The 24,147-nt window shown below is 69.3% G+C and carries 25 protein-coding genes; 12 read left to right on the top strand and 13 right to left on the bottom strand.

Annotation, left to right across the window (positions count from 1 at the left end; translation table 11 throughout):
* Positions 1 to 3: 3 nt before the first annotated feature.
* The 3 genes from ACN27F_RS32685 to ACN27F_RS32675 are packed head-to-tail and all read left to right on the top strand — an operon-like array spanning position 4 to position 3,421.
* Entirely contained in the window at positions 4 to 1,590 is a 1,587-nt protein-coding gene (locus ACN27F_RS32685) for an ABC transporter substrate-binding protein (RefSeq protein WP_421439352.1), read from the top strand.
* A 26-nt stretch (positions 1,591 to 1,616) separates the two neighbouring features.
* Positions 1,617 to 2,549 (top strand): SDR family NAD(P)-dependent oxidoreductase, encoded by a 933-nt coding sequence (locus ACN27F_RS32680; protein ID WP_421439350.1) that lies wholly within the window; start codon positions 1,617 to 1,619, stop codon positions 2,547 to 2,549.
* Complete coding sequence (locus ACN27F_RS32675; RefSeq protein ID WP_421439349.1) at positions 2,546 to 3,421, top strand: amidohydrolase family protein; 876 nt, start codon at positions 2,546 to 2,548, stop codon at positions 3,419 to 3,421. Before ACN27F_RS32680 ends, ACN27F_RS32675 begins: the two co-directional genes overlap by 4 nt.
* A 103-nt stretch (positions 3,422 to 3,524) precedes the next feature.
* Here the strand turns inward: ACN27F_RS32675 and ligM are convergent, their stop codons facing one another.
* Positions 3,525 to 4,928 (bottom strand): vanillate/3-O-methylgallate O-demethylase, encoded by a 1,404-nt coding sequence (gene ligM / locus ACN27F_RS32670; protein ID WP_421439348.1) that lies wholly within the window; start codon positions 4,926 to 4,928, stop codon positions 3,525 to 3,527.
* 212 nt (positions 4,929 to 5,140) lie between these two features.
* Between ligM and ligA the strand changes: the two genes are divergently transcribed.
* The 3 genes from ligA to ACN27F_RS32655 are packed head-to-tail and all read left to right on the top strand — an operon-like array spanning position 5,141 to position 7,218.
* Entirely contained in the window at positions 5,141 to 5,590 is a 450-nt protein-coding gene (ligA, locus tag ACN27F_RS32665) for a protocatechuate 4,5-dioxygenase subunit alpha (protein WP_421439347.1), read from the top strand.
* Positions 5,583 to 6,437, top strand: a complete 855-nt coding sequence (locus ACN27F_RS32660) for a class III extradiol dioxygenase subunit beta (protein ID WP_421439346.1) — start codon at positions 5,583 to 5,585, stop codon at positions 6,435 to 6,437. The genes ligA and ACN27F_RS32660 overlap by 8 nt, the downstream gene beginning before the upstream one ends.
* A gap of 34 nt (positions 6,438 to 6,471) precedes the next feature.
* Positions 6,472 to 7,218, top strand: a complete 747-nt coding sequence (locus ACN27F_RS32655) for an alpha/beta fold hydrolase (RefSeq protein ID WP_421439344.1) — start codon at positions 6,472 to 6,474, stop codon at positions 7,216 to 7,218.
* Between the two features lie 66 nt (positions 7,219 to 7,284).
* Here ACN27F_RS32655 and purU read toward each other — a convergent pair whose 3' ends face one another.
* From purU to trxB, 12 genes are all read right to left on the bottom strand, one after another.
* Positions 7,285 to 8,157, bottom strand: coding sequence for a formyltetrahydrofolate deformylase (purU, locus tag ACN27F_RS32650; RefSeq protein WP_421439342.1), 873 nt, complete (start codon positions 8,155 to 8,157; stop codon positions 7,285 to 7,287).
* Positions 8,154 to 9,152, bottom strand: coding sequence for a bifunctional 5,10-methylenetetrahydrofolate dehydrogenase/5,10-methenyltetrahydrofolate cyclohydrolase (locus tag ACN27F_RS32645; RefSeq protein WP_421439340.1), 999 nt, complete (start codon positions 9,150 to 9,152; stop codon positions 8,154 to 8,156). The genes purU and ACN27F_RS32645 overlap by 4 nt, the downstream gene beginning before the upstream one ends.
* A gap of 64 nt (positions 9,153 to 9,216) precedes the next feature.
* Positions 9,217 to 10,110: a methylenetetrahydrofolate reductase gene (locus ACN27F_RS32640; RefSeq protein WP_421439338.1), complete on the bottom strand. Its 894-nt coding sequence runs from the start codon at positions 10,108 to 10,110 to the stop codon at positions 9,217 to 9,219.
* Positions 10,111 to 10,456: 346 nt separating this feature from the next.
* Positions 10,457 to 11,245 carry an SDR family NAD(P)-dependent oxidoreductase gene (locus ACN27F_RS32635; RefSeq protein WP_421439337.1) on the bottom strand — a complete coding sequence of 263 codons (789 nt, stop codon included), beginning with the start codon at positions 11,243 to 11,245 and terminating at the stop codon, positions 10,457 to 10,459.
* Positions 11,246 to 11,294: 49 nt separating this feature from the next.
* Complete coding sequence (locus ACN27F_RS32630; RefSeq protein WP_421439335.1) at positions 11,295 to 12,017, bottom strand: response regulator; 723 nt, start codon at positions 12,015 to 12,017, stop codon at positions 11,295 to 11,297.
* Positions 12,014 to 13,606: a histidine kinase gene (locus ACN27F_RS32625; protein WP_421439333.1), complete on the bottom strand. Its 1,593-nt coding sequence runs from the start codon at positions 13,604 to 13,606 to the stop codon at positions 12,014 to 12,016. The genes ACN27F_RS32630 and ACN27F_RS32625 overlap by 4 nt, the downstream gene beginning before the upstream one ends.
* A 104-nt stretch (positions 13,607 to 13,710) precedes the next feature.
* Positions 13,711 to 13,878: a hypothetical protein gene (locus ACN27F_RS32620; RefSeq protein ID WP_421439331.1), complete on the bottom strand. Its 168-nt coding sequence runs from the start codon at positions 13,876 to 13,878 to the stop codon at positions 13,711 to 13,713.
* Entirely contained in the window at positions 13,875 to 14,141 is a 267-nt protein-coding gene (locus ACN27F_RS32615) for a hypothetical protein (protein ID WP_421439330.1), read from the bottom strand. Before ACN27F_RS32615 ends, ACN27F_RS32620 begins: the two co-directional genes overlap by 4 nt.
* 133 nt (positions 14,142 to 14,274) lie before the next feature.
* Positions 14,275 to 14,568: a muconolactone Delta-isomerase gene (locus ACN27F_RS32610; protein WP_421439328.1), complete on the bottom strand. Its 294-nt coding sequence runs from the start codon at positions 14,566 to 14,568 to the stop codon at positions 14,275 to 14,277.
* A 22-nt stretch (positions 14,569 to 14,590) separates the two neighbouring features.
* Entirely contained in the window at positions 14,591 to 15,292 is a 702-nt protein-coding gene (locus ACN27F_RS32605; RefSeq protein ID WP_421439326.1) for a 4-carboxy-4-hydroxy-2-oxoadipate aldolase/oxaloacetate decarboxylase, read from the bottom strand.
* The gene (locus tag ACN27F_RS32600; protein WP_421439324.1) at positions 15,289 to 16,023 is read right to left on the bottom strand and encodes a PIG-L deacetylase family protein; all 735 of its coding nucleotides are present in this window, start codon (positions 16,021 to 16,023) and stop codon (positions 15,289 to 15,291) included. Before ACN27F_RS32600 ends, ACN27F_RS32605 begins: the two co-directional genes overlap by 4 nt.
* Complete coding sequence (gene trxB / locus ACN27F_RS32595) at positions 16,023 to 16,979, bottom strand: thioredoxin-disulfide reductase (RefSeq protein ID WP_421439322.1); 957 nt, start codon at positions 16,977 to 16,979, stop codon at positions 16,023 to 16,025. The genes ACN27F_RS32600 and trxB overlap by 1 nt, the downstream gene beginning before the upstream one ends.
* 323 nt (positions 16,980 to 17,302) lie before the next feature.
* Between trxB and ACN27F_RS32590 the strand changes: the two genes are divergently transcribed.
* The 6 genes from ACN27F_RS32590 to ACN27F_RS32565 all read left to right on the top strand — a co-directional run bounded on the left by ACN27F_RS32590 (position 17,303) and on the right by ACN27F_RS32565 (position 24,141).
* Positions 17,303 to 17,824: a UGSC family (seleno)protein gene (locus ACN27F_RS32590; RefSeq protein WP_421439320.1), complete on the top strand. Its 522-nt coding sequence runs from the start codon at positions 17,303 to 17,305 to the stop codon at positions 17,822 to 17,824.
* Positions 17,825 to 18,958 (top strand): hypothetical protein, encoded by a 1,134-nt coding sequence (locus ACN27F_RS32585; RefSeq protein ID WP_421439318.1) that lies wholly within the window; start codon positions 17,825 to 17,827, stop codon positions 18,956 to 18,958. It abuts the gene before it with no gap.
* 179 nt (positions 18,959 to 19,137) lie between these two features.
* Positions 19,138 to 19,959, top strand: coding sequence for a hypothetical protein (locus ACN27F_RS32580; RefSeq protein ID WP_421439317.1), 822 nt, complete (start codon positions 19,138 to 19,140; stop codon positions 19,957 to 19,959).
* Between the two features lie 37 nt (positions 19,960 to 19,996).
* On the top strand, positions 19,997 to 21,568 hold the full coding sequence (locus ACN27F_RS32575; protein ID WP_421439315.1) for a sigma-70 family RNA polymerase sigma factor: 1,572 nt from the start codon (positions 19,997 to 19,999) through the stop codon (positions 21,566 to 21,568).
* Positions 21,569 to 21,673: 105 nt separating this feature from the next.
* Positions 21,674 to 22,060 (top strand): SCP2 sterol-binding domain-containing protein, encoded by a 387-nt coding sequence (locus ACN27F_RS32570; protein ID WP_421439313.1) that lies wholly within the window; start codon positions 21,674 to 21,676, stop codon positions 22,058 to 22,060.
* The gene (locus ACN27F_RS32565; protein ID WP_421439312.1) at positions 22,057 to 24,141 is read left to right on the top strand and encodes a glycogen debranching N-terminal domain-containing protein; all 2,085 of its coding nucleotides are present in this window, start codon (positions 22,057 to 22,059) and stop codon (positions 24,139 to 24,141) included. Before ACN27F_RS32570 ends, ACN27F_RS32565 begins: the two co-directional genes overlap by 4 nt.
* Positions 24,142 to 24,147 lie beyond the last annotated feature (6 nt).

The raw sequence follows: 24,147 nt of genomic DNA, 5'->3' as shown, positions 1-24,147 counted from the left end.
GAAATGATTGTCAACCGAAGAACGCTTATATCAACAGCAACAGCTCTCTGTCTGATCTTCGGCACAGCTTCCTGTTCCACCTCGGAGACCGTTGACGACACCGACCGGGCAGCCGGGCCGCCGCAGTCCGGTGGCACCCTCACCGTCGCGGTGCTCAACGAGATCACCGCGTCGATGAACCCGCACGAAACCAACGATCCGTCGCTGGCCGGATTCATCGCCCCGGTCTACAGCAAGCTCGTCGACTTCGCGGCGACCGAGGACGGATCTCTCGGCGACGTCGTCGGGGATCTCGCCGAGAGCTGGGAGATCTCCGACGACGGCCTTACCTACACCTTCACCCTGCGCTCCGGGGTGCGCTGGCACGACGTCGCGCCGTTGAACGGACGCGACCTCGTCGCCGCCGACGTCGTCGCCTCGTTCGAGGACCTGTTTGCCAGCACCGAGGTGGTCAACATGTTCCCGCCGGTCACCTCGGTCACCGCGCCGGACGAGGTGACCGTCGTGTTCACCCTCTCCGAGCCGTACGCGCCGATGCTGCAGAACCTCGCCTTCCACTACAACGTCGTCCTGCCGCCGGAAGGCATCGAGGGCGAGTTCGACCTCGGCAGCCAGGCGATCGGCACCGGACCGTTCATGTTCGAGTCGCACACCCCGGATTCGGAGTGGGTGCTGGTCAAGAACCCCGACTACTACGAGCCGGAAAAGCCCTACCTCGACGAGCTGCGCTTCGTGATCGTCCCGGACGCGGCGGCCCAGACGGCGGCGCTGCGCAGCGGCCGGGTCGACGTCGGCTCGCTACGCGACCTGGCCACCGCCGAGCAGCTGGTCGACTCGGGCAGCCTCGACATGATCACCAGCCCGGTGGCCCCGGCGACGTTCTACATCAACCCGGCGCAGGAACCGTACGACGACATCCGGGTCCGGCGCGCCGTGGCGATGGCGATCGACTGGGACGGCATGGGCAAGGCGATCCGTGGCCAGTACTCGCTCAGCTCCATCGTCCCGCCCACCGCCGGCGCGTACGCGCTGACCGAGGACGAAGTACGCGAGCTGCGGCCGTACGACCCGGAGCAGGCCCGGCAACTGCTCACCGAAGCCGGTCACCCGGACGGCTTCGCCACCACGTTCCTGCTGCAACGCACCTCGGAAGAGGACATCCGGGAGGCGCAGTGGATGCAGGAGGACCTCAAGGCGATCGGCATCGACGCCACGCTGGAGATCGTCGACCCCGGTACGGCCATCGACCGGCGGCGGGCCGGCAACTTCGAGCTGCACAAGGCGCTACGCGGTCAGGTGCTGCCCGACCAGTTCCTCACCGACTTCGAGCCGGGCGCGCGGGAAAACTACACCAACATCGACGATCCCACGCTGCAGGCGATGATCGAGCAGTCCCGGGCCACCAGCGACGAGGCCGAACGCGCCGAGCAGATCCGGGAGATCGCCCGGTACATGGAGACCGAGGTCGCGACCGTCCTCTACGGCCCGGTGATCTACGCCTTCAACCTGTACCGCACCGAGGTGCACGACTACCGGACCAGCCCGATCCGGCACGGCCGGGCGTGGGCCGACGTCTGGATCGAGCAGTGAATTCGCAGACGACCCGAGGAGAGGCGATGGAAATCTCGCTCGAGGGCAAGGTCGCCCTCGTCACCGGCGTAGGACCCAACATCGGCAGCGGCGTCGCGCTCGCGCTGGCCCGCTACGGCGCCAAGGTGGCCTGCAACGACCTCGACCCGCAGGCGGCGCGGCGGGCGGTCGAGCGGATCGAACGCAACGGCGGCACCGCCATCGCGGTGCCCGGCGACGTCACCGACGAGCAGCAGGTGCTGGCGTACCTGCGGACCACGACCGACACGTGGGGACGGCTGGACATCCTCGTCAACAACGCGGCGATCCTCGGCGGCCGGGGGGTGCTCGACGAGAGCACCGAGTTCTTCGAGCGGGCGGTACGGGTGGCCGCGCTGGGCAACTTCCTCAACACCAAGCACGCCGGCCGGTACATGGCCGAGCACGGCATCCGTGGTTCGATCGTGGCGATCTCCTCGTCGAACGGCTGGTCCGGCTCTGCCGGCGTGATCGCCTACGCCTTCCACAAGGGCGGGGTGAACAACTTCGTCCGGGCCGCCGCGATGGACCTGGCGCCGTACGGCATCCGGGTGAACAGCTACACCCCGACCGCGCCCACCCCCGACAACCCCGACCTGATCGCCGAACAGGGGCCGGGCGGGATTCTGCAGAACCCGCGCGGTGGTATCGGGCGGGAAAGCGGCACCGAACCGTGGCGGCGACCGGCCCGCTGGAGCGGGCACCGGCCGCCGCTGGTGCCGATGGGCAGCACCGGCACGCCGACCGACATCGGCCACTGTGTGGCGTGGCTGTGCTCCGACTACGCCCGGCTGATCACCGGATGCGACCTGGTCGTCGACGGCGGGGCACGGGCCAAGAACTTCGCGTACCTGCCGGCGGCGGCCGAAGAGTTGGCCGGCCCGGTGCCGCTGGTCCCGCTGGACGTCGCCGCCACCCGGGACCAGGAAACCGTTCCGTGAGTCTCGACCTCGACCGGATCGTCGCCATCGACGTGCACACCCACGTACAGCGGTCGGTGACCGCACCGACCGGTGCCGGCGACGATCCGGAGTTGGCCGCGATGGCCGGCTACTTCAGGACCAAGGCCGCGACCTACACCGTCGACGAGCTGGCCGCGTACTACCGCGAACGTGACATGGCCGCGGTGACCTTCGTCGTCGACGTGAAGGACCAGCCGGCCGACCCGGCCCGGCCGACCAATCAGGAGATCGCCGAACGTGCCCGAGTCAACTCCGATGTCATCATCCCGTTCGCCAGCATCGATCCGGCCCGTGGCGCCGACGGTGTCCGGGAGGCGGCCCGGCTGATCGACGAGCACGGCGTGCGCGGGTTCAAGTTCCATCCGAGCGCGCAGGGGTTCCTGCCCAACGACCGCCTCGCCTACCCGTTGTACGAGGTGATCCAGGCGGCGGGCATCCCGGCGCTGTTCCACACCGGTCAGACCGGCGCCGGATCGGGACAGCGCGGCGGCGGCGGGATGCGGCTGGCGTACTCCAACCCCATCTACCTCGACGACGTGGCGGTGGACTTCCCGGATCTGCCGATCATCCTGGCCCACCCGTCGTTTCCGTGGCAGGACGAGGCGCTGGCGGTCGCGCTGCACAAGCCGCTGGTGTACATCGACCTGTCCGGCTGGTCCCCGAAGTACTTCCCGGCGATCCTGGTGCAGTACGCGAACACACTGCTGCGGGACAAGATGCTGTTCGGCACGGACTTCCCGATGCTCACCCCCGAGCGGTGGATGGGCGACCTGGCGAAGACGTCACTGCGCGACGAGGTCAAGGCGGGGCTGTTCAAACACAACGCGGCCCGTCTGCTCGGTCTGTCCTGATTCTCGGGGACATGGCAGGGGTCCTCGGGGGACATGCCCGGCAAAAAGAGGTGGTGGGTCCGGCCGTTGACCGGGCCCACCACGGGCTCAGAGCCTGACCGGGTCACACCCGCACGGCCGTGCGCCAACCCGGCTGGTAGCTCTCCCGGGCCGGTTCCGCGTACGGCGCGGGGCTGACCACCGCCCGGACCGCCACCTGCTCGTGGGGCTGCACCGTGGTCTTCGCGGATCCGCCGTCCGGCTCCCCCCAGATCACCTGGACCTCGGCACCCAGTGGAACGTCCGGGTCGACCGTCGCGAGGGAGAGCACCTTGCGCTCGTTCGCGCTGTAGCCGGTGAACAACGACAGGCCGATCGGGGCGCCGTCGGCGTCCAGGACGGCGTCGTAGTTCGACGAGCCGTAGTTCGCGTTCGGCAGGTCGAAGAACTGATATCCGGGGCCGGTCGAATCCACCGGTGCGGCGAGCAGCTTGGTTACGTCCTCGGCGTTCCAGGCGAGTGTCACCTTGCGCCGTTGGCGCTGTGGGTCGATGGCCGCCAAGGCATCGCGACCGACGAAATCGTGGTCGAACTTGACGAAGAATCCGTACCCGAGTTCCCACGGGTTGAGGTAGTAGTCCTCGATCCGGTCGGACACGAAGCTGCCGGCCAACGCGTTCGTGGCCTCGTACCCGCCGGCCGGCAGCCATTCCCGGTAGGCCCGTAGCTCAGCACCGGTGTACACCGCCGGCAGCGGTGACGGGATCCAGCCCGACTCGATGGTGTTGCAGGAGTAGGCGCGGGAGCCGCACGGCTCGATGCCGAACTCCCGGCCCGCCTCCAGGATGGTGTCGCGCACCTTGTCGTACGTCTCGTACGGCCCCCAGAGCTCCAGACCCGGCGCTCCGGCCATGCCGTGGCGCAGCGTCCGGACCCGCTCCCCCGCCACGTTCAGGTAGCCCATCCGGAAGAAGCGCACCTGCTCGACCGGACCGCCGTTGATCTTCTCGATGATCCGCCAGGCGTTCGGACCTTGGATCTGGAAGCGCCACAGGTCGCGGGTGACCGCCTTGCCGTACGGGCGAGACGGCGACCGCTCGTCCCGACGGATCTCGACGTCGTAGCCCTGCTGCGCGCGGAAGGTGAGGTAGTTGGCCACCGGTGCGCGACCGACGAAGACGAACTCGTCGTCCCCGAGCCGGAACAGGATCCCGTCGCCGATCACCCCGCCCTGCGGCGACACCGGCACGTACTGCTTGGCGGTGCCCACCGCGAACGTCGCCGTGCTGTTGATCCCGTGCTCGGTCAGCAGCCGCAACGCGTCCGGACCGGAGACGAAAAGGTTGACCATGTGGTGGGTCTGGTCGAAGAGCACCGCCGTCTCGCGCCAGGCGATCACCTCTCGACGGAAGTTGGTGAACTCCGCCGGGACGACCGGATAGATATAGGCGCCGATCTGCGAATTGCGCAGTAGTTCGACGGTGCTACCGGCCTGGTCCAGTACGTCCTGAAGGTTCTTCGCGCTCATCTCTCACCGTTCTCCGGTCGCGGACTGGGAAATTTGGACACCATCGCGGCCAAGATACGCATCAGGATATGCTCGCCGACAGCGAGCATTGGCGTGACCTGAACGGCCAACGCACACCGGTACGCCTACGTCAATTGACTCGCCGGGCCCGGCGACCGGCGTACGTCATCCGTCGCGGTTCACCCGTGACAGGCCGCCGTTCCAATGCCGTCATGCGCGTGATGATCGACCGCGCCGGGCCGTCTAGCGTTGGTCGCGGAAACGGATCCGGCGGTGGCCGGGCCGGCCCGGTCGAGACGAGGAGCGCCGCAATGACCAAGGTGGACGTGCCGGGCACGTACGTCTTCGACGGACGCACGAGCCGGCTCGGGTACCGGATGAACAAGTTGTTCATGAGCTTGAACGATCCGGCGGCGCGCGAAACGTTCACTGCCGACGAGGCCGCCTACTGCGACCGTTATGCGCTGTCGGCCGAACAGAAGCGGGCGGTGATGGAACGGGACTGGCAGGCGATGCTCGATGCCGGCGGCAGCATCTTCTACGTCTACAAACTGGCGATGATGGAAGGCTTGTCCATGCAGTACCTCGGCGGGGTCTTCACCGGCATGACCGAGCAGGAATTCGTCGCGGCGATGGTGTCGGGAGGGCGGCGGGATGGCTGAGGTGATCTGGGGCCTGGCGACGTCGCACGTACCGTCGATCGGGGCCGCCATGGACCGGGGAAAGACCCAGGAGCCGTACTGGAAGCCGCTGTTCGACGGCTACCGGCCGGCCCGCGAGTGGCTGGCCCGGCACACGCCGGACGTGGCGATCGTGATCTACAACGACCACGCCAACGGAGTCGACCTGGACATCGTGCCGACCTTCGGCATCGGCACCGCCGACCGCTATCAGGTCGCCGACGAGGGATTCGGCCGCCGTCCGGTGCCGGAAGTCGTCGGCTGTCCCGAGCTGTCCCTGCACCTGCTCGACCGTCTGATGGACGAAGGCTTCGACCTGACGGTCTTCCAGGAGCTCGACGTCGACCACGGGCTCACCGTTCCGCTGTCGATCTGGACGCCGCAACCAGGCGAGTCGTGGCCGTGTCCCGTCGTGCCGCTGCTGGTCAACGTCGTCATGTATCCGCAACCGACTGCCGCCCGGTGCTTCGCGCTCGGGCAGGCGATCGGTCGGGCGATCGCCGGCTACGACGGCGTGCGAACGGTCGGCATCCTCGGTACGGGTGGCATGTCCCATCAGTTGGCCGGTGCCCGCGCCGGGTTCATCAACCCGCAGTTCGACCGGATGTTCCTCGACGCCATCGAGGACGAGCCGGAGAAGTTGGCCGCGCTCACCCGGGAGGACTACATCCGCGGGGCGGGGTCCGAGGGCATCGAGCTGATCATGTGGCTGGTGATGCGGGGCGCGATGCGCGAACGCGTCCGACGGGTGCATTCCACCTACCATGTGCCCGCGTCGAACACGGCGGCCGCGCTGGCGCTGTACGACAACCGGCCTGTAGCGGCCTGACACGGACCATCGAAGATGAGTACGAGGAGCAGGTGTGACGACGATCCCGACCGCCGTACGCACGTCCGGCTCCCGGTGTTACGTCCTCGTTCACGGAGCCTGGCACGGCGGATGGTGCTGGGACCGGGTGGCGCCGTTGCTGCGCGACGCCGGCCATCTGGTCCACGCCCCGACCCTGACCGGCCTGTCCGAACGCGCGCACCTGCTGTCGCCGGCCGTCGGCCTCGACACCCACACCGAGGATGTGGTCCGGCTGCTCGACACGCTCGACCTGCGCGACGTCGTCCTCGTCGGGCACAGCTACGCCGGCCAGGTCGTCACCGCGGTGGCCGACCGCCGCCCCTGGCGCCTCGCGCGGCGGGTGTACCTGGACGCTTTCGTCGGCGCGGACGGTGAGGCCGCGCGCGATCTGCTGCCGGAGACGGTGGCGCGTCACTGGGCCGAGTCGGCGGCGGAGTCAGGATTCGGCTGGCTCGTACCGGTGCGCGACCTGTCGGTCCTCGGGGTGGACGACCCGATAGATGTGGACTGGCTGACCCCCAGGTTGACTCCGCATCCGTGGAAGACCTACACCGACGCGCTGCGGCTGAGCGGGGCCGGCGACGACGTGCCGGCCAGCTTCGTCGAGTGTGTCGCGTGGATGCGTGTCTTTCGAGCGCAGGCTGACCGGGCTCGGCGACTGGGTTGGCCGGTCCACGAATTGCGGACCGGCCACGAGGCCATGGTCACCGCTGCGGGAGCGCTCGCCGACGTCCTGTCGAAGATCGGCACCAGCGGCTGACCCGGCCCGCCGACGGTGGACCTGGCCCGCCGACGGCTGGCCCGAGCGGCCGGGGACCTCCCGCTTTCACTGCAGTACGACCGTCTTGGATCCGTTCGGCACGACCCGGTTCTCCGAGTGCCAGCGGACCGCCCGGGCGAGGGCACGGCACTCCACCTCACGGCCGTGCGCGGCGAACTCCTCGGCGCTCATCGAGTGGTCCACCCGGAGGGTCTCCTGCTCGATGATCGGGCCCTCGTCCAGGTCCGCCGTCACGTAGTGGGCTGTCGCACCGATGAACTTGACGCCGCGGGCATGGGCCTGGTGGTACGGCCGGGCACCTTTGAAGCTGGGCAGCATCGAGTGATGGATGTTGATCGCTCGACCCTCCAACTGCTTGCACAGGTCGTCGGAGAGGATCTGCATGTACCGGGCCAGGACCACGAGATCGATCCGCTCGGTGCGGACCAGGTCCAGCAGCTGGGTCTCGGCGTACTGCTTGGTCTCGGGGGTGACCGGGATGTGCCGGAACGCGACCTGATAGGCGTCGGCGAGCCGGCCCAGGTCCGGGTGGTTCGACACGACCGCGACGATGTCGAGATTGAGCTCACCGATCGAGGTCCTGAACAGCAGGTCGTTGAGGCAGTGCGCGAATCGGCTGACCATGATCACGACACGCTGCCGTTCGGTGGCGTCGACCAGCCGCCAGCTCATCTGGAAGCGATCCGAGAGTGCGGTGAACTCCTGCCGGAGCGTCTCGACGTCAAGGCGACCGCCGTCGACCCGCCCGAACTGCACCCGCATGAAGAATGTGGCACTGTCCGGATCCTCGAACTGCTGGCTCTCCACGATGGTGCACTGCCGCGCCACGAGAAAGCCGGCCACCGCGTGCACGATACCGGGCACGTCAGGGCAGGCCAGGGTGAGGATGCAGCGCTGGCCGGGCCAGTGTGGTGTCACGATGCCTCCTGGAGCGCGGGGACGGGGGACGAGGGCGGTCCGGCCGGATCGGCGGCTACCGACAGCGGGTCGGCCGCAGCCAGCGGGTCGGCCGCGGCCAGACCCGCCTGGAACCTGGCCGCGGTGACCGTGTTGTGCAACAGCCAGACGTAGGTGACCGGTCCCACGCCACCGGGCACCGGGGTGATCGCCCGCGCCCGCGACGCGACCGAGTCGAAGTCGACGTCGCCGACCAGGTGGATCCGGCCGTCCACGCCGGTGCTCGGGTTGATGCCGACGTCGATCACGACGGCTCCCGCGCTGACGTGTTCGGCCTTGATGAGCCCGGGCCTTCCGGCGGCGACGATGAGAACGTCCGCCCGCCGGGCGTGCCGCCCGAGACCCATGGTCCGGCTGGCCCACTCGTCGACCGATTCGACCGTCGCGTGGCGGGCGTAGCCGAGGGATATCGCCGGCTTGCCGACGTTGTTCGAACGCCCGACGACGACGATGTGTGACCGGTGGTAGAAGTCGGTGCGGTCTTCACCGACGGTGTCGAGCCAGGAGTCCAGCAGGTGGAACACCGACGCCGCGGTCGACGGCACGAACCGGGGGACACCGAGCGCGAGCAGTCCGGCGTTCTCCGGGTGCACCGCTTCGACATCCTTGGCGGGGGAGATGGCGCAGAACACGGCGGCCTCGTCGACGTGCGCCGGCAACGGCCGCAGGACCAGAACGCCCGACACCCCGGGGTCGGCGTTCGACTCGGCCACCAGAGCCAGCAATGCGTCCTGGGTCACGTCTTCCGGCAAGGCATGCGGGCGGTACGCGACGCCCAACTCGCCCGCGAGCCGCCGCAGCCGGCGCTCGTAGGCGGCCGAACCGAACCCGTCACCGACGAGCACGGTGACGAGTCCCGCCTCGATCCCCACACCGCGCAGCTCGACGACCTGGTCGGCGAGCCGCTCCGCCAGCCGCAGGGCGGCGGCCCGCCCATCGATGATCTGGGCATTCATCAGTTCGCAACTCCTCAGCGAGCGTCGATGCTGCAGGGCGGCCGGTCCCGGCGGGTCGACCAGATCAGGACAGGCGCGCGAGCCACTCGCGCCGCCAGGACTCGGTCTGTTCCAGTTCGTTGAAGGTGAAGACATGAAAGCCCTGCAGATTGTTGTCCGGCAGCCCGAAGCTGGGCGTCAGCCGCTCGACGAGCCGGTTCGGGCTGTATCCACCGGGGAGGAAGAACCGCCAGAACATGCTCTGCTGTTTCCTGAGGAATCGGGCCGACTGTCCCAGTCCCAGTCCCGCCGAGATACGGACGAGCTTCTGTCTGCTCACCGCGCCCGGAATCCCGACCTTGACCGGAAGGCGGACTCCCCGTGCCTGTACCGCCCGGGCCCAACTGAGGGTGGTCGGTGCGTCGAAGCAGAGTTGGGTGACCACCTGGGTCGCGTACGACGCTTTGCGGCGCAGCGCCTCGTCGATGAGGTGGTCGCTGATGTGGCCGTGCCCTTCGGGATAGCCCCCGATGCCGACCGAGCGGAACGGGTGGCCCACGGCGTCGAGGTGTTCGAGCAGCGTGAACGCGTCGGGAAACACCCCGGCGGGCGTCGCCGCGTCGCCGCCGATGACGAAGACGCTGTCCACGCCACCGTCACGTAGTTGCGCGACGATGTCGCGCAGGTGCGCGGTGTCCCGGATGTTGCGGGCGGCGAGGTGGGGTGCGGCCTGGTAGCCCTGCTCGCGCAGCCGCACGGCGAGCTCGACGGTGGGACCGACGCCCTTCTGCTCGGTCGTGGTGACCGTCAGCGGCACGTCCTGCGGCACGTGCCTGCGGACCGCCTCCTCGGCGCTTGCAAACGGCAGGATCTCGTAGCTGACGTTACGCAACGCCTGAGCCAGCGCCGCCCGCTGGCCCGGCGCGGGGCGCAGGCCGATACGCGGCAGCGGCGCCGGCCCGGCCGTCTCGGCGGCCATCACATGCCCTCGCGGGGAGCGGAGAGGTCGGCGGGGTTGACCGAAGCCATGTCGGTGGGTCCTTCCTCGCGTCGAACGATGCGCCGGCGCCGGAGCACAGGGTGGGACCAGCGGTCCCTCACCGCCGACGGCAGCGAGCGGACCGCGCCTGAGCAGGCCTTTGCCTGTGAAAAACGGTAGAAAATCTCGCCGATCGGCGAATCCCGCGGATGACCGGATCACCGCGCTGTCGTCGTCGCATCGCGACCGGGACAGGTGACGTAGCCGGCGACGATCGCGGGACCAGTGCCGCGAAGAGAGCGTCAGTTGACCCTGAACGGCGGCGTCGCTCACTCGGCGGCGGCGCTCAGCGCAGCAGTCCGCCCCCGTCGTAGACGAGGGTCTGGCCGGTCATCAGCGCGGCGTCGTCGGAGACCAGGTAGGCCACCAGGCCGGCGAACCGCTCCGGCGTCACGAACTCATGGATCGACTGCTGGCGCATCGTACGTTCGAAAGCGTCAGGCGACGAATGCGCGGCGGTGCCGGGCGTACGCACCTGAGCCGGTACGGCGGCGTTGACCGTTATCCGGTCGGCACCGAGTTCGCGGGCCAGCACCCGGGTCATCCCCAACAGCGCACCCTTGCTGGCGACGTAGGCCAACTGCCCCGGGCTGCCGGTGAAGAAGGTTCGTGAGGCGACGTTGACCACCCGTCCCCGATGCGGACTCGCCCGCAACTGATCCAGGCACTCCTGCACCATCAGCACCGGCCCGACGGCGTTGACCTCGAAGTACCGCAGCATCTCGGCACTGGTGGCGGCGGTCATGGCAGCACGGCCGGACAGCAGGCCCGCGTTGTTCACCAGGATGTCGACCGGGCCCAGCCCAGCGGTGACCGCCGCGAGCACCTCGCGCACCTCGTCACGGTCGGTGACATCGCAGCGCCACGCGCGCAGTCGCGACGCTTGGGTGCCGACCGCCCGTGTGGTCTGCTCAGCAGGCAGCCGGTCCAGACCGGCCACCAGCGCGCCGTCGCGCAGCAGGCGAGCCGCGATGGCGCGGCCCAGCCCTCCGGCCGCCCCGGTCACCACGGCGACCCGGCCCTGCAGCGGTAGCGGACGGGCCTGCTCGCCACCGGCGGGTGCCTGTCGTCGCATCGAGTCTTCGCCTCTCCCGTCGGTCGCGACCGTCGGTCGTCCGCCGTGTTCAGTCCGACCCCGGTGGCGGTACCAGGCCTTCCCGGATGGCGACCAGTGCCGCCTGCGTCCGAGAAGAGAGATTCAACTTGCGCAGGACATGACTCACATGGGTACGGGCGGTCCGTTCGCTGATCACCAGGGTTTCGGCGATCTGCTGGTTCGACCGGCCCTGGGCAACCAGCGCGAGGATGTCCCGTTCCCGCAAGGTGAGGGCGGAGAGCCCGACGTTACGCGAGACCATCTGGCGGGTCAGTCGACGGGCGACCGCGGCGTCGAGGTGCACCTCGCCCCGGGCCGCCGCGCGGATGGCTTGCATGACCTCCTGCGGCTCGGCGTCCTTGAGCAGATAGCCGGCGGCGCCGGCGTGCAGCGCCGCCTGCACCCGTTCGACCTCACCGAAACTGGTGAGGACGACCACCCGGACGTCAGGGTAGCGACGGGCGATCTCGGTCGTCGCGGCGATACCGTCGAGTCTGGGCATGACCAGGTCCATCAGCGCGACGTCGGGCAGCCGCCCGCCGGTGGTCGCGAGCCGGGCGAGCAGGTCGAGCGCCTCCTGGCCGTCCCCGGCCTCGGCGATCACCCGCACCCCGTCGACCACCTCCAGGTACGCGCGCAACCCACGCCGTACGACCGCGTGATCGTCCACCACGAGCACGCCGATGCCGACGTCGCGCCGGTCCGGGCCGGCCTCCGTCCGTACCGGGCCGGCGTCCGTCCGCTCGCTCATCTCAACTCCTCCGGCCGAGGGTGGTCGGTGGCGAGCACCCCGTTGGTCAGCAGCCGCGGGAAGACGGCCCGGACGCGGAAGCCGCCCCCGGGCAGCGGTCCCGCGTCGAGAACACCGCCCCACCGCGCCGCCCGCTCCGTCATCGAGACCATGCCCATGCCCAGCGTGTGGTTGTCATGTCCACCGTCGCCACAGCCGTCGTCCCGTACGTCGATCTCCAGGCCGTCGCGGGTCGACCCGGTCACCCGGAACCGGACCCGGGCGAGGCTCGCCCGGGCATGCTTGACGACGTTCTGCAACGCCTCCTGCACGATCCGGTACAGATCCTCCTGTGCCTCGACCGGCACCTCGCCCAACGACTCCGGCGCCTGGATCCGGATCCGCATGCCGGTGCGGGCCTCGGTCGAAGCCGCGTGCACCCGCAACGCCTCCAGCAGTCCCGCGTCGACCAGCTCGGCCGGGCGCAGCTCGAAGATCAGATCGCGCAGGTCGGCCAGGGTGGTCTTGGACAACGCGAGCAGTTCGTCGGTGATGGGACCGAGATCGGCTGAGACGCCCGGTTCACGCTGACCGATCCGGGCCCGTAGCGCGGTGGCCTGCATGCGCATCGAGAAGACCCGCTGCACCACCGAGTCGTGCAGGTCGCTGGCGAGGCGCTGGCGCTCCTCCCGGCGTACCTCGGCACGCGAGGTGGCCAGCAGGCCGGCGTAGTCCACCGCCAGGGCGGCCTGATCGGCGATGGCCGCGAGGAACTCCAGCTCGGCCGGTCCGGGGTCCTCTCCCGGCGCGAAGAAGGCGTTGAGCACCCCGACACACTCCTCGCGGACGGCCAGCGGCATGCTGACGAAGCTGTCCCAGTCGACCGCGCCCATGATGTCGTGCAGCGGCTCCCACGCCGGGCTGTTCATGATCACCGGTTTGCGGTGCGGCACCACCACCGGGGCACACCGGTCAGCGGCTTCCAGCATCTTCAGCTCGGCACCTCGCCGCCGGCACCGCGCGAGCCGTTCGCTGAAGTTCGCCACGTCGGAAAACCCCGCCTCACCCATCATCCGCAGCTCCCGGTCCGGACCGTGCAGTGTGAGGATCTGCACCGCGGCAAGGCCGGTGGACTCGAAGACCGCCTGCGCCAGCGCGTCCAGGGTCACACTGAGCCGTCCCGCGTCGGCGACACTCGACGCGGCCCGGGCGATGGCGGCCAGCCGCTGTTCCTGGCGCCGGGACTCGGTGACATCCGTGATCGAGATGACCATGTGCTTCGTACCGCCGACGTCCGCCCACGCGGCGTCGTACTGCAACACCCGTCGCGCGCCGGCCGCCCGCCGCCCGGTCCAGGTCTCGGCGACCCCCGTCGCTCGGCTGCCGGCCTCGTCGGAGATCGCCACGAGCTCGTAGGGCCAGGGGCGGTCGAGTAGTTGCGCCGCCGGGACATCGAGCAGAGTGGCGGCTGCCGAGTTGACCCAGATCACCCGACGCTGCTCGTCGAGAACCGCCAGACCGCCGGCCACGACCTGGCCGATCGCCTCCAGCACGGTCGACTCCTGCCGAGCGGCCGTGCGTGTGGTGGTCGGTGTCGACAGCGTGGTCATGATCCTTCCTGCGGGTTGGGGTGACGATCGGCGGTCCGGGACGAGCACGCGCTGAGCAGCGACGATGCCGTTTGGTCAGGATATGGGCTCGGGTGCGGCGGCGGCTACCGGCGAATCCGGGCGTACGCTGCTGGGAGGCCGACGATCAGCTTCTCGCGCGGACGGTGCTGCTCGGCGTGCCGATGCCGGCCCCGCTGGGCCTCGTCCAACGGGTGCTGCGCCTCGTCCAACGGGTGCTGCGCCTCGTCCAACGGGTGCTGCGGTGCGGTCAATGCCCCGCCGGCATCTCGACCCGGCTGATCCGGTAGCCGGTGCCCTCGATCGCGTCTCCGACGATGGCTTCCAGTACCGGCGCGGGCACCAGGCACTCGGCGCAGGCGTCGGCGGTGGCGAGGACCCGGAAGGTGATCGCGTCGCCGTCCAACTCCCATTCCGCCGCGTAGCCGTCCCGCCCCAGGGTGGCCACGAGGTCGGCGAACGCCCCGTCGAGGGTCGTACCGGCGGAGCCAGCCGTATCATCATCCACAGTAGTCATCGCCCATCCCTCTGGTCTGCGGTCGTTCTTCAGCTTAGGAAGCCGTGCTCCCCTGGTCGAGACGCAAAACGACCGGCTGTCACGGTCAGCCACGGCACGCTCGGCTACGACATTCGACGTACCGGCGACAGCGCTAGTCGACCGGTGTCTCGCGTTCCTGTGGGTGGGTAGCCAGTGGCTGTATCTCGATCTCCAGCCAGGGGAACATGGGCAGTGACGCGAGGGCGTCGTGCAGCGCGGTCGCGTCCTCGGCCTCGTACAGGCCGATCGCGTGCAGGGTGCCCGGCACCCGCCACAACCGGCGCAGCACGCCCGCGTCCCGCAGCTGCCGTGCGACCTGACGTTCCGCCGGCCGCAGTTCCTCACGCAGCCGCCGGGACGCGTCATCCGCCGGCATCCGGTTCAACTGCCGGACCAGAAACTCCATCGGGCAAGTCCTCCTCGATCCGCTACCCGGTGCGCCCGTCGTCGGTCGCGTCGACATACCGCACGCCGAGCCGCTCAAGTAGCGGACGTAGACCGTACAGGTCCAGGCCGAGCACTCCGTCGGACAGCTGTCGACGTTTCTCCTCTTCCTTGGCCACCCGGGCCGCCGCCGCCGTCGCCACCGCCGCCGCGCGTTGCGACGCCACCACGACGACTCCGTCGTCGTCGGCCACGATCGCGTCACCGGGCCGTACGTACGCACCGGCGATGACGATCGGCACGTTCACCGAGCCCGGGCTGGCCTTGACCGTGCCCTGCGCCGAAACCGCCCGTGACCAGACGGGAAACCGCATGGCGGTCAACTCGACGACGTCACGGCACCCCGCCTCGATGACGAGACCGAGGACACCGCGTGCCCGTAGGGACGTGGCGAGTAACTCGCCGAAGGCACCGTCGGTGGTGGGCGAGGTGAAGGTGACCACCAGTACGTCACCGGGCCGGGTCTGTTCGACCGCCGCGTGGATCATCAGGTTGTCACCGGGCTGGGCCGAGACGGTGACCGCCCGGCCGGCGATCCGCGCACCCGGGTAGATCGGACGCAACCGGTGACTCAGCAGGCCTGTCCGGCCCTGTGCCTCGTGCACGGTAGCCACGCCCAGTTCGCCCAGGCGCTTGACCGCCTCCGGCGGTGGACCGGCATCGCTTCGGACGACGACGTGACTCATCGCAACTCACCTCCGACGGTCGGAAAGACCCGCTGGAACGCCTCGGCATGGGTGATCGACCGGGAGCCACCGTTGCGGACCGCCTGGACGCCGCGCCGGGTGGCGAGGTCGGTGTAGTAGGCGACGAGATGGCTCTGCGCACCCATGATCCGCATCGCCTCGGCCTTGCGATCGAAGACGGCGGTGATGTCGAGCAGCAGATTCGGTACGAAGCCGCACTGCTCGGGCTGATGCGGTTCGAACTGCAGCACCTGCGGCGCGCCGATCGGCCGGCTCGTCGGATCATGGCCGGCCGCCTGGGCCACCATCCGCGCCCGGAGCACGATCTCATGGGTGAGCGCGTGGTCGAAGTTGTACGGGTCGACGCGGGGATGGGTGAGGATCACCGCCGGGTTCAGCCGGCGGATGGTGGCGGTCACGCTGTCGTAGAGGGCGTCCGTCGGGCGCAGCGGATAGTCGCCGACGTCGAGGAACTCGACGTCGGCGCCGAGGACCTTGGCCGCCCGGGACGCTTCCTCCCGTCTCACCTCCTTGACCCGGTCGAGGGTCATCTCCGGCTGCCGCCACAGCCCCTGGGACTCGCCCTTCTCGCCAAAGGTGAGGCAGAGCACGTGCACCTGCCGACCACGGCTGGCGCTCAGGGCGAGGGCGCCACCGGCCCGCCAGACGAAATCCGCGGCGTGCGCGCTCACCGCCAGCACCGGCCCTGGTACCGCCGTCGGCGTAGCCATCAGTTCTCCTCCAGGGTCGCGAGAAACCGCTCGGCGTCGAGTGCCGCCGCGCAGCCGGTCCCGGCCGCCGTGATCGCCTGGCGGTACGTGTGATCGACCAGGTCTCCCGCGGCGAACACGCCGGGTACGCTGGTCCGGGTCGTGGGCGACGCGACCACGACGTACCCGTCGTCGTCCAGCTCGACCTGACCGTGCAGAAGGTCGTTGCGCGGTTCGTGGCCGATGGCGACGAAGACACCGGTCACGTCGATGACCTTGGCGTCACCGGTACGCACGTTGCGGACCCGCAGTCCACCGACCGTGCCGTCGACGCCGACGATCTCCTCGACCACGCTGTTCCACTCGACGCGGATCCTGTCGTTGCCCAGCGCCCGGTCGGCCATGATCCTGCTGGCCCGGAACTCGTCACGGCGGTGGACGATCGTGACGCTGCGCGCGAACCGGGTGAGGAAGGTCGCCTCCTCCATGGCCGAGTCGCCGCCACCGACGACCGCGATGTCATGATCGCGAAAGAAGAATCCGTCGCAGGTCGCGCAGGAGGAGACGCCCCGGCCGAGAAACTCCTGCTCTCCGGGCACGTCCAGGGGACGCCACGCGGAGCCGGTGGCCAGGATGACCGCCTTGGCGCGGTGGACGCCCTCGCCCACGGTGACGAGGTGCGCCGCAGTCGAGCCCGGTACGCCGGTGTCCACCAGCTCGATCCCGGCGGCGTCGGCGGCGATGAACTCGGCCCCGAACCGGGCCGCCTGTTTGCGCATCGCGTCCATCAGTTCGGGGCCCATGATCCCGTCCGGGAAGCCAGGGAAGTTCTCCACCTCGGTGGTGGTCGTGAGCGCGCCACCCGACTGGATCCCCTCGATCACCAAAGGTCCGAGGCCGGCTCGCGCGGCGTAGACGGCCGCGGTGTAGCCCGCCGGCCCCGAGCCGATGATGATGAGCTTGCCGACGTCGTCCACTACGGACTCCCGATGAGGTGTGTTCGCCAACGGCTTGGCGCCCGGGACAGCGTCTGCCGCCGGGCTGCGGCGAGCTACAACGTATGCACCGACGCCGGCCCGGGGCGAGACGCAAATGACGGGCTGCCGCCGCCGGCCACGACGGGCACGCCTAGGTCGGATGACGTAGCCGGTAACGGTCGTCGCGGCCGCGGCCTGCGGACAATGCGCTCTGGCGTCGGCCCTACCGGTCTTCCTATCGTGCTACCTGACACAGGCCTGGCGAGCCCCTGGCCAGCGTCGGATGAGTCTGGAGGCAGCGGGACATGGCAGTACTGGAAAAGTTGCTCGACCCCACCGGCTTCGCCGAACGATCGGCTGACCACACGCTCGCCCCCCGGCCGGCCAGCCTGCGTGGGATCACGGTAGGCCTGCTGGACAACACCAAGGCGAACGCCGTCCCACTACTGCAGGAGTTCGCCGACGAACTCCGTCGGCGGTACAATATCGGCGAATGCCGTCTATACACCAAAGACTACTTCGGCACGCCGGTGAAGGACGAACTACTCAAGCAAATCGTCGCTGAGTGCAATCTTCTCGTCACCGCGATTGGTGACTGTGGTTCATGCAGTGCCGCCACGGTCGCGGACGGAATCCTGTTCGAGCGGGCCGGCCTGCCCGCGGTGAGCATCTGCTCGGATTCGTTCCGCACGTCCGGCCGCGCCATGGCCAAGTTGCAGGGCTTCCCCGGCTACCGGTTCCTCGTGGTACAGCACCCGGTCGCCAGCATCGACGCGGCACAGATCCGCGACCGCGTCCGGGACGCCATGCCCGAGTTGTTGACGATTCTCGGTGTGGAGGCCTGAATGGCGGATGTGCAGATTGCCCGGGTCGACGACAGCCCGTCGGCCGAGGAGCCGCTGATCGACGCGGCACAGATCCGCCGTGCGATGGAGTACTACGCCCGGCAGGACTGGACCGACGGCCTGCCGGTGGTCCCGGTCACCGAGTCGTACCTGGCGGAGTTCCTGGCCCGCACCAGCCGCGACCCGGACGAGGTGCTGCTCACCATGCCGCATCTCAACCGGCGGTGCACCGTCCGGCTCGCCGCGATCAACGCGGCGATGGCCGGTTGTCTCCCGGAGTACATGCCGGTGGTGCTGGCCGCGTGGGACGGCTTCGCCAAGGAGCCGTACCCGGTTCGGGGCATCTGGCAGAGCACGACCGGTACGGCACCGCTGACCATCGTGAACGGGCCGGTACGCGAGCGGATCGGGCTCAACAGCAAGGGGAACGTCTTCGGATCCGGGTTTCGGGCCAACGCGACGATCGGGCGGGCCATCCGGCTCACCGCCATCAACGTCTTCGGTCTGCACCCGCACCTGCTGGACCAGGCCACCCAGGCGACACCGGCCAAGTACTCCGCCTGCATCGCCGAGAACGAAGAAGAGAGCCCGTGGTCGCCGCTGCACGTCGAGCACGGCCTGGACGCCGACGACAGCGCGGTGACCACCGCGATCATCCGGTCCTGTCTGCACATCGAGGCCCGCCACACCCACCTGCCCGAGCAACTGGCCTTGGACATCACCAACACCGTCACCCGTACCGGCGCCCTCGTCCACGAGTACACCAACGCGCTCGTGGTCCTCGGCCCCGAACACGCCCGAGTCTTCGCCGCCGCCGGGTGGCGCAAGGATGACGTGCGTCAGTACATCTACGAGCACGCGGTCCGCAGCCGCGCGGAGCTCGCGGCGGTCGGCAAGGACGCACTGTCCCGGCACACCCGCTGGCGGCTGCCAGCCGACCATCCCGACGCCGTCGGCGACCAGGCCAGCACCGGCGCGGAGCCGGACCGGGTGCCGGTGCTGAGATCCCCGGCCGGGCTGCAGTTCGTGGTCGCCGGCGCCAACAACGCCGGTGTCTCGGCGGTGATGGAGATCCTCTACGGCCCTCGTGACAAGCCACTGTCCGTGGTCAAGGTGCACGACTCCGACACCTGACCGGTAGGTCGGCGGCTGACCGGTAGGTCGGCGGCTGACCGGTAGGTCGGCGGCTACGGCGGGCAGGCGACTGCGGCCAAAAAGTTGTTGGCCGCCCGCCCGCTCGCGACTCCCACTGCTGTCCGGCGACGCACCGCGAGCCTGCGCGAGCGTCCGGAGCTATCGAGTGGGAGGACGAGATGATCTACACAACCTCACGCGAGTCGTTGGTGAAGCGATCGACCTGGTGGTGGGCGGCGGCCACGTTCGCGATCGCCGCGGTCCTGGGGGTGCTGCTCGCGCTCGGGCTGACCGGCGATCCGGATTCCGGACGGACCGCCGGCCTCGGCGTGACTGGCGAGCGAGGCGGTCCGGCCGGATCGGGCGGCTCCGCCGCGTTGGGTGGTGCCCCCGACGGTCGTCGATCCGGTGGCAGCGGACCGGACGCAACCACTGACCCGGACCCGACCACTGACCCGGACGCAACCACCGACCCGGACGCAACGACCGACCCCGACCCGACCACCGACGTTCCGCCCGCCGCCGAGGACTGCGTGAGCTACGACCCGGCGAACCTCACCATCGAGGCGTACGGCGACGCGTGGCGGATGCGCGACGGTGACCACTCCATCAAGCTCTTCGCCACCGAGGCCGACGCGGCCGACGGGGTCAAGGTGGCCCGCAACTGGACCCGGCTCTGCTTCATCGGACGAGGCAACGACCGGCCCGACCGGCACCGCTACATCGTCACCTACTTCCAGGACCCGTCCGGACTACCGCTGGGTCTCGCGCCGCAGCTGGACTGTATCGAGTACGACCCGGCGGTACTGGCCGTGCACGGCCCGGACGCCGATGGCTGGGGGCTGCGCGCAGGACACACGCCGTTGCTGTTTCTGGACACCGCCGCCGACGCCGCACGGGCCAGACTGGTTGCCGCGGGCAACACCCGACTGTGCCTGATCGGGCACGGCAACGACCGGCCCGACCCGGCCCGGTACGTACTGGAGTATTGGCGACAGTGATGCGACCGGCGGATACCGGGTTGCCTAGCATCGTCGGATGGACGATCGGACCATCGTGGCCGCGCTGGTCGCGGGTGACCAGCGCGGCCTCGACGGCGCCTACCGGACGTACGCCGACCGGTTGTACACCTACTGCCGGTTCCTGCTGCACGACGCCGACGCCGCGGGCGACGCCGTGCACGACACGTTCGTTCTGGCCAGCCAGCGGGCGGCGCAGCTACGCGATCCGGATCGGCTCCGTTCGTGGCTCTACGCGATCGCCCGCAACGAGTGCCTACGCACGCTGCGCGCCCGGCGCCGGCAGTTACCGCTCGACGAGGCAGGTGAGCTGCTCTGCGCCGCGCCCGATCCGATCACCGGGCTGCGTGACCGGCAGTTGCGGGAACTCGTCTGGGCAGCGGCCGCCGGGCTGAACCCTGGGGATCGGCAGGTTCTCGAGCTCTCCGTCCGACACGATCTGTCCGCCGCCGAGGTGGGCGCCGTGCTGGGGGTCTCCGCCGACCATGCGCACGCCCGATTGTCCCGGGTCCGCGCCCAGCTCGAACGGGCGGTCGGCGCTCTGCTCGTGGCCCGCACCGGATCAGACTCCTGCGCCGCGCTGGGCGCTCTGTTGGACGGCTGGGACGGCCAGAGCCTCACGGTGCTGCTACGCAAGCGGGTCAGCCGACACATCGAGTCGTGCGCCGACTGCGCGGACCGTCGTCGGGAGCAGGTACACCCGGCCGCGCTGTTCTCCGCGTACGCCACGGCTCCGCTGCTCGCCGTTCCGGCGGACCTTTGGCCTCGACTCGAGCTGACCTGCACCGACGCGACGCGCGCGGCGGACCGCGAGCAGATCGACGACCGGGCCGGCCGGTTCGATTCGGCCAGCGGCTTCCCCCGCCCGGCAGATCCACTCCGTCCGACAGGCATGTTCTCCTCGGCTGACGGCGGCCGGCGGTCACGGGCGGCCGGGCTGGCCGCAGCCGCGGTGCTGTTGTTGCTGCTGGGCGTCGCGCTCGTGGTGCCCCGACTGGGTGCCGCCGACACGGCTCCGGCTGGTGCCGGCCAGCCGGCACCAGCCGGAGCGCCGACCTTGGCCGGGTCAACGGCTGAGCCCGCCCCGCCTGCGACCGCCGGCCGGCTACCTGATCCGGGGGTGACCGCTCCGCCGATCGGGTCGACCGCACCCTCGGCGGCCGGCGAGCCCTCCGGCGACGCCTCGGAAACGCCGGGCACCCGCGGCCCGACGGTACCACCGTCGCCCGGGCCGCGACTGCGCACCGACGCGCAGCTCAGCTGTGACCAGACCGGTGGGTTCACCCTGCGGGTGAGCGTGGCGGTCGACGAAGGCGGGCTCGATTCCGCCGTCCTGCGCTGGTCGGCGGGACCCGCCGGGCCGACCAGCGGTTCGCCTACCGGGCCGGGTGGCGGACCGGGCGGCCTCGCCGCGCCGGACGGTCGGGCCGGCGAGACGCCGATGCGGGTCACCGGCGACGGCGCGACCGGGCAGGTGGCCGGCCTGACCGTGGCCGAGGTGATCTGGTCCGTCACGGCGGTCACGACCGGCGGGCAACGGGTCGCGACCGAGCCGAGCCCCGCCACCAACCCGTGTCCGGTTCGCCGCTGAGGTCGGTCATCGGCCAGTTCATCCGCGACGGACGAGGCACCGTCACCACGAGCTCACCTAGTTTCGTCCGAGACGCGGCCGGTGAGGTAAGGAGGGTGGCGGCAGATGGCTGACTCGATCGAAGACGCGCTCGACCGGTTCGCCCGCGACGAGCAGTCGATGCTGGCTCGCCTTCCGCCGCACCTGACCGGCACCGTCCGCTTCGACGTACTCGGCGAGGGAGAGACTACATACTGGTACATCTCAATTGGAAAGGAAAAGATCCGGGTATCGTCGACCGGGCCCGAGCCGGACGCGACCATCCGCAGCGACCGCATGCTCTTCGACCGGCTCGCCAGCGGCGACGAGCGGTTCATCCCGCTGCTGTTCCGTAATGCACTCGTCGTCGAAGGGGACCTCGGCATCGCCGACCAGATCTCACGGGTCCTGTTCGCAGGCGCTCCGACCGGACAGCATCCTAAGGACTTCGCTCGCGGGAGGCGCCGGGCATGAACGAGAAGACAGTCAGCATCCTGGACGGTAATACGTTTATCGTCACCGACGAGCACGGCGACGTACTTCTTTCACCGGACTATCCAACCGGGCTCTTCTCATTCGACACCCGCTTCCTGTCGACCTGGGTGTTGCGAGTCGACGGCGAACAGGTAAACGCACTGTCCCGGGATGATCTGCACTTCTTCGAGACCCGGTACTTCCTCGTGCCCGGAAAGCCTACCCACTACATCGACGCCAAGATATCGATTATCCGCGAGCAGTCCATCGGCACGACATTCGTCGATCGGATCAGAGTACTCAACCATGACATCACACCGAGCGACATCACACTCCGAATGGAGATGGACACCGACTTCGCCGACCTGTTCGAAATCAAGGAGACACGACGCAAACGTGGCAAGAAGTCGGTGGAACGGCGTGCGGATCGGCTCTGCTTCCACTATGAAAGGGACACCTTCCGGCGGGACACCGTCATCTCCAGCACATCGCCGGGCAGGATCGACGAGACCGGCATGACGTTCGAGATCCGGTTGGATCCGCGCGGGCAGTGGGAGACGGAACTCCGGGTCGAGCCAATCGTCAACGGTGGTGACTACGAGTCGCCGACCGTCTGGGGGTCGTACCGGCGCAGGGCAAGGCCGCAGGTGCGGCAGGAACTGGAACGCTGGATCGACCGCGCCCCGCAACTGCTCACCGACTGCGAGACCCTCAAACGGGCGTACGAACGCAGCCTCATCGACCTGGCCGCCATGCGGTACGCCTCGCTGACCGCCACCGGACCGGTGCCGACCGCCGGGCTGCCGTGGTTCATGACGCTCTTCGGCCGCGACAGCATCTTCATCAGCCTGATGACCATGCCGTTCCTGCCGAAGTTGACCCCGCCGGTGCTGCGGTTGCTGGGATCGTTGCAGGGCTGCAGCCTGGACGACCTCCGGGAGGAGGAGCCAGGCAAGATTCTGCACGAATTCCGATACGGAGAATCCGCCGCGTTCCAGGAACAACCGCACACCCCGTACTACGGGTCGGCGGACGCCACCCCGCTCTTCGTGGTCCTGCTCGACGAGTACGAGCGGTGGAGCGGCGACGCGGATCTGGTTCGCGGGCTCGAACGTCAGGCTCGCGCCGCACTACGCTGGATCGACGAGTACGGAGACCTCCTGGGCAACGGCTACCTCTCCTACTGGCGGCGAAACACTCGCAACGGCCTGGAGAACCAGTGCTGGAAAGACTCCTGGGACTCGATCTCCTACCGGGATGGCAGATTGCCCGCACCTCCCCGTGCAACATGTGAGCTGCAGGGATACGCGTACGACGCCAAGGTCCGCGGGGCGCGCCTGGCCCGACGGTTCTGGAACGACCCGGCCTACGCCGACCGGCTGGAGCACGAGGCCGCCGAGCTCAAGGACCGTTTCAACCGCGACTTCTGGATCGCCGACAGCGAATACTATGCCTTGGCGCTCGATCCGGCCGGCGAACCGGTGGACGGGCTCGCCTCGAACATGGGCCATCTGCTCTGGAGTGGCATCGTCGAGCCCGCCCGGGCCAGAAAGGTCGCCGAGCACCTGCTCGGGCCGGGCATGTACTCCGGCTGGGGAATCCGCACGCTGGCCGAGAGCGAGGCGCGCTACAACCCGGTCGGTTACCACGTCGGTACGGTGTGGCCGTTCGACAACTCGATCATCGCCTGGGGGCTGTGGCGCTACGGCTTCCGTCCGGAAGCCGCGCAGATCGCCCAAGGCATGGTCGAGGCATCGGAGTTCTTCGACGGACGGCTACCCGAGGCGTTCGCCGGTTACCAGCGAGGTCTGACCGGCTATCCGGTCGAGTACCCGACGGCCTGCAGCCCGCAGGGTTGGTCGGCGGGCGCCGTGCTGCTCCTGATCCGTACGATGCTCGGCCTCACTCCGTACGAGGACCATCTGCGGGTCGATTCGCACCTACCGCCGTCGATCCCACGGATCGAGCTGCTCGACGTGCCGGGCCGGTGGGGCCGCGTCGACGCGCTCGGCCGGCACACCGAACGCCGGCACGAACACACCAGGCTGCTCGCCCGGCTGGGCCACGGCACCGACCGGTAGGTCTGC

This window comes from Solwaraspora sp. WMMB335 (assembly GCF_049179075.1).
GTDB lineage: Bacteria > Actinomycetota > Actinomycetes > Mycobacteriales > Micromonosporaceae > Micromonospora_E.
This window is presented reverse-complemented; position numbering and strand designations above follow the sequence as displayed.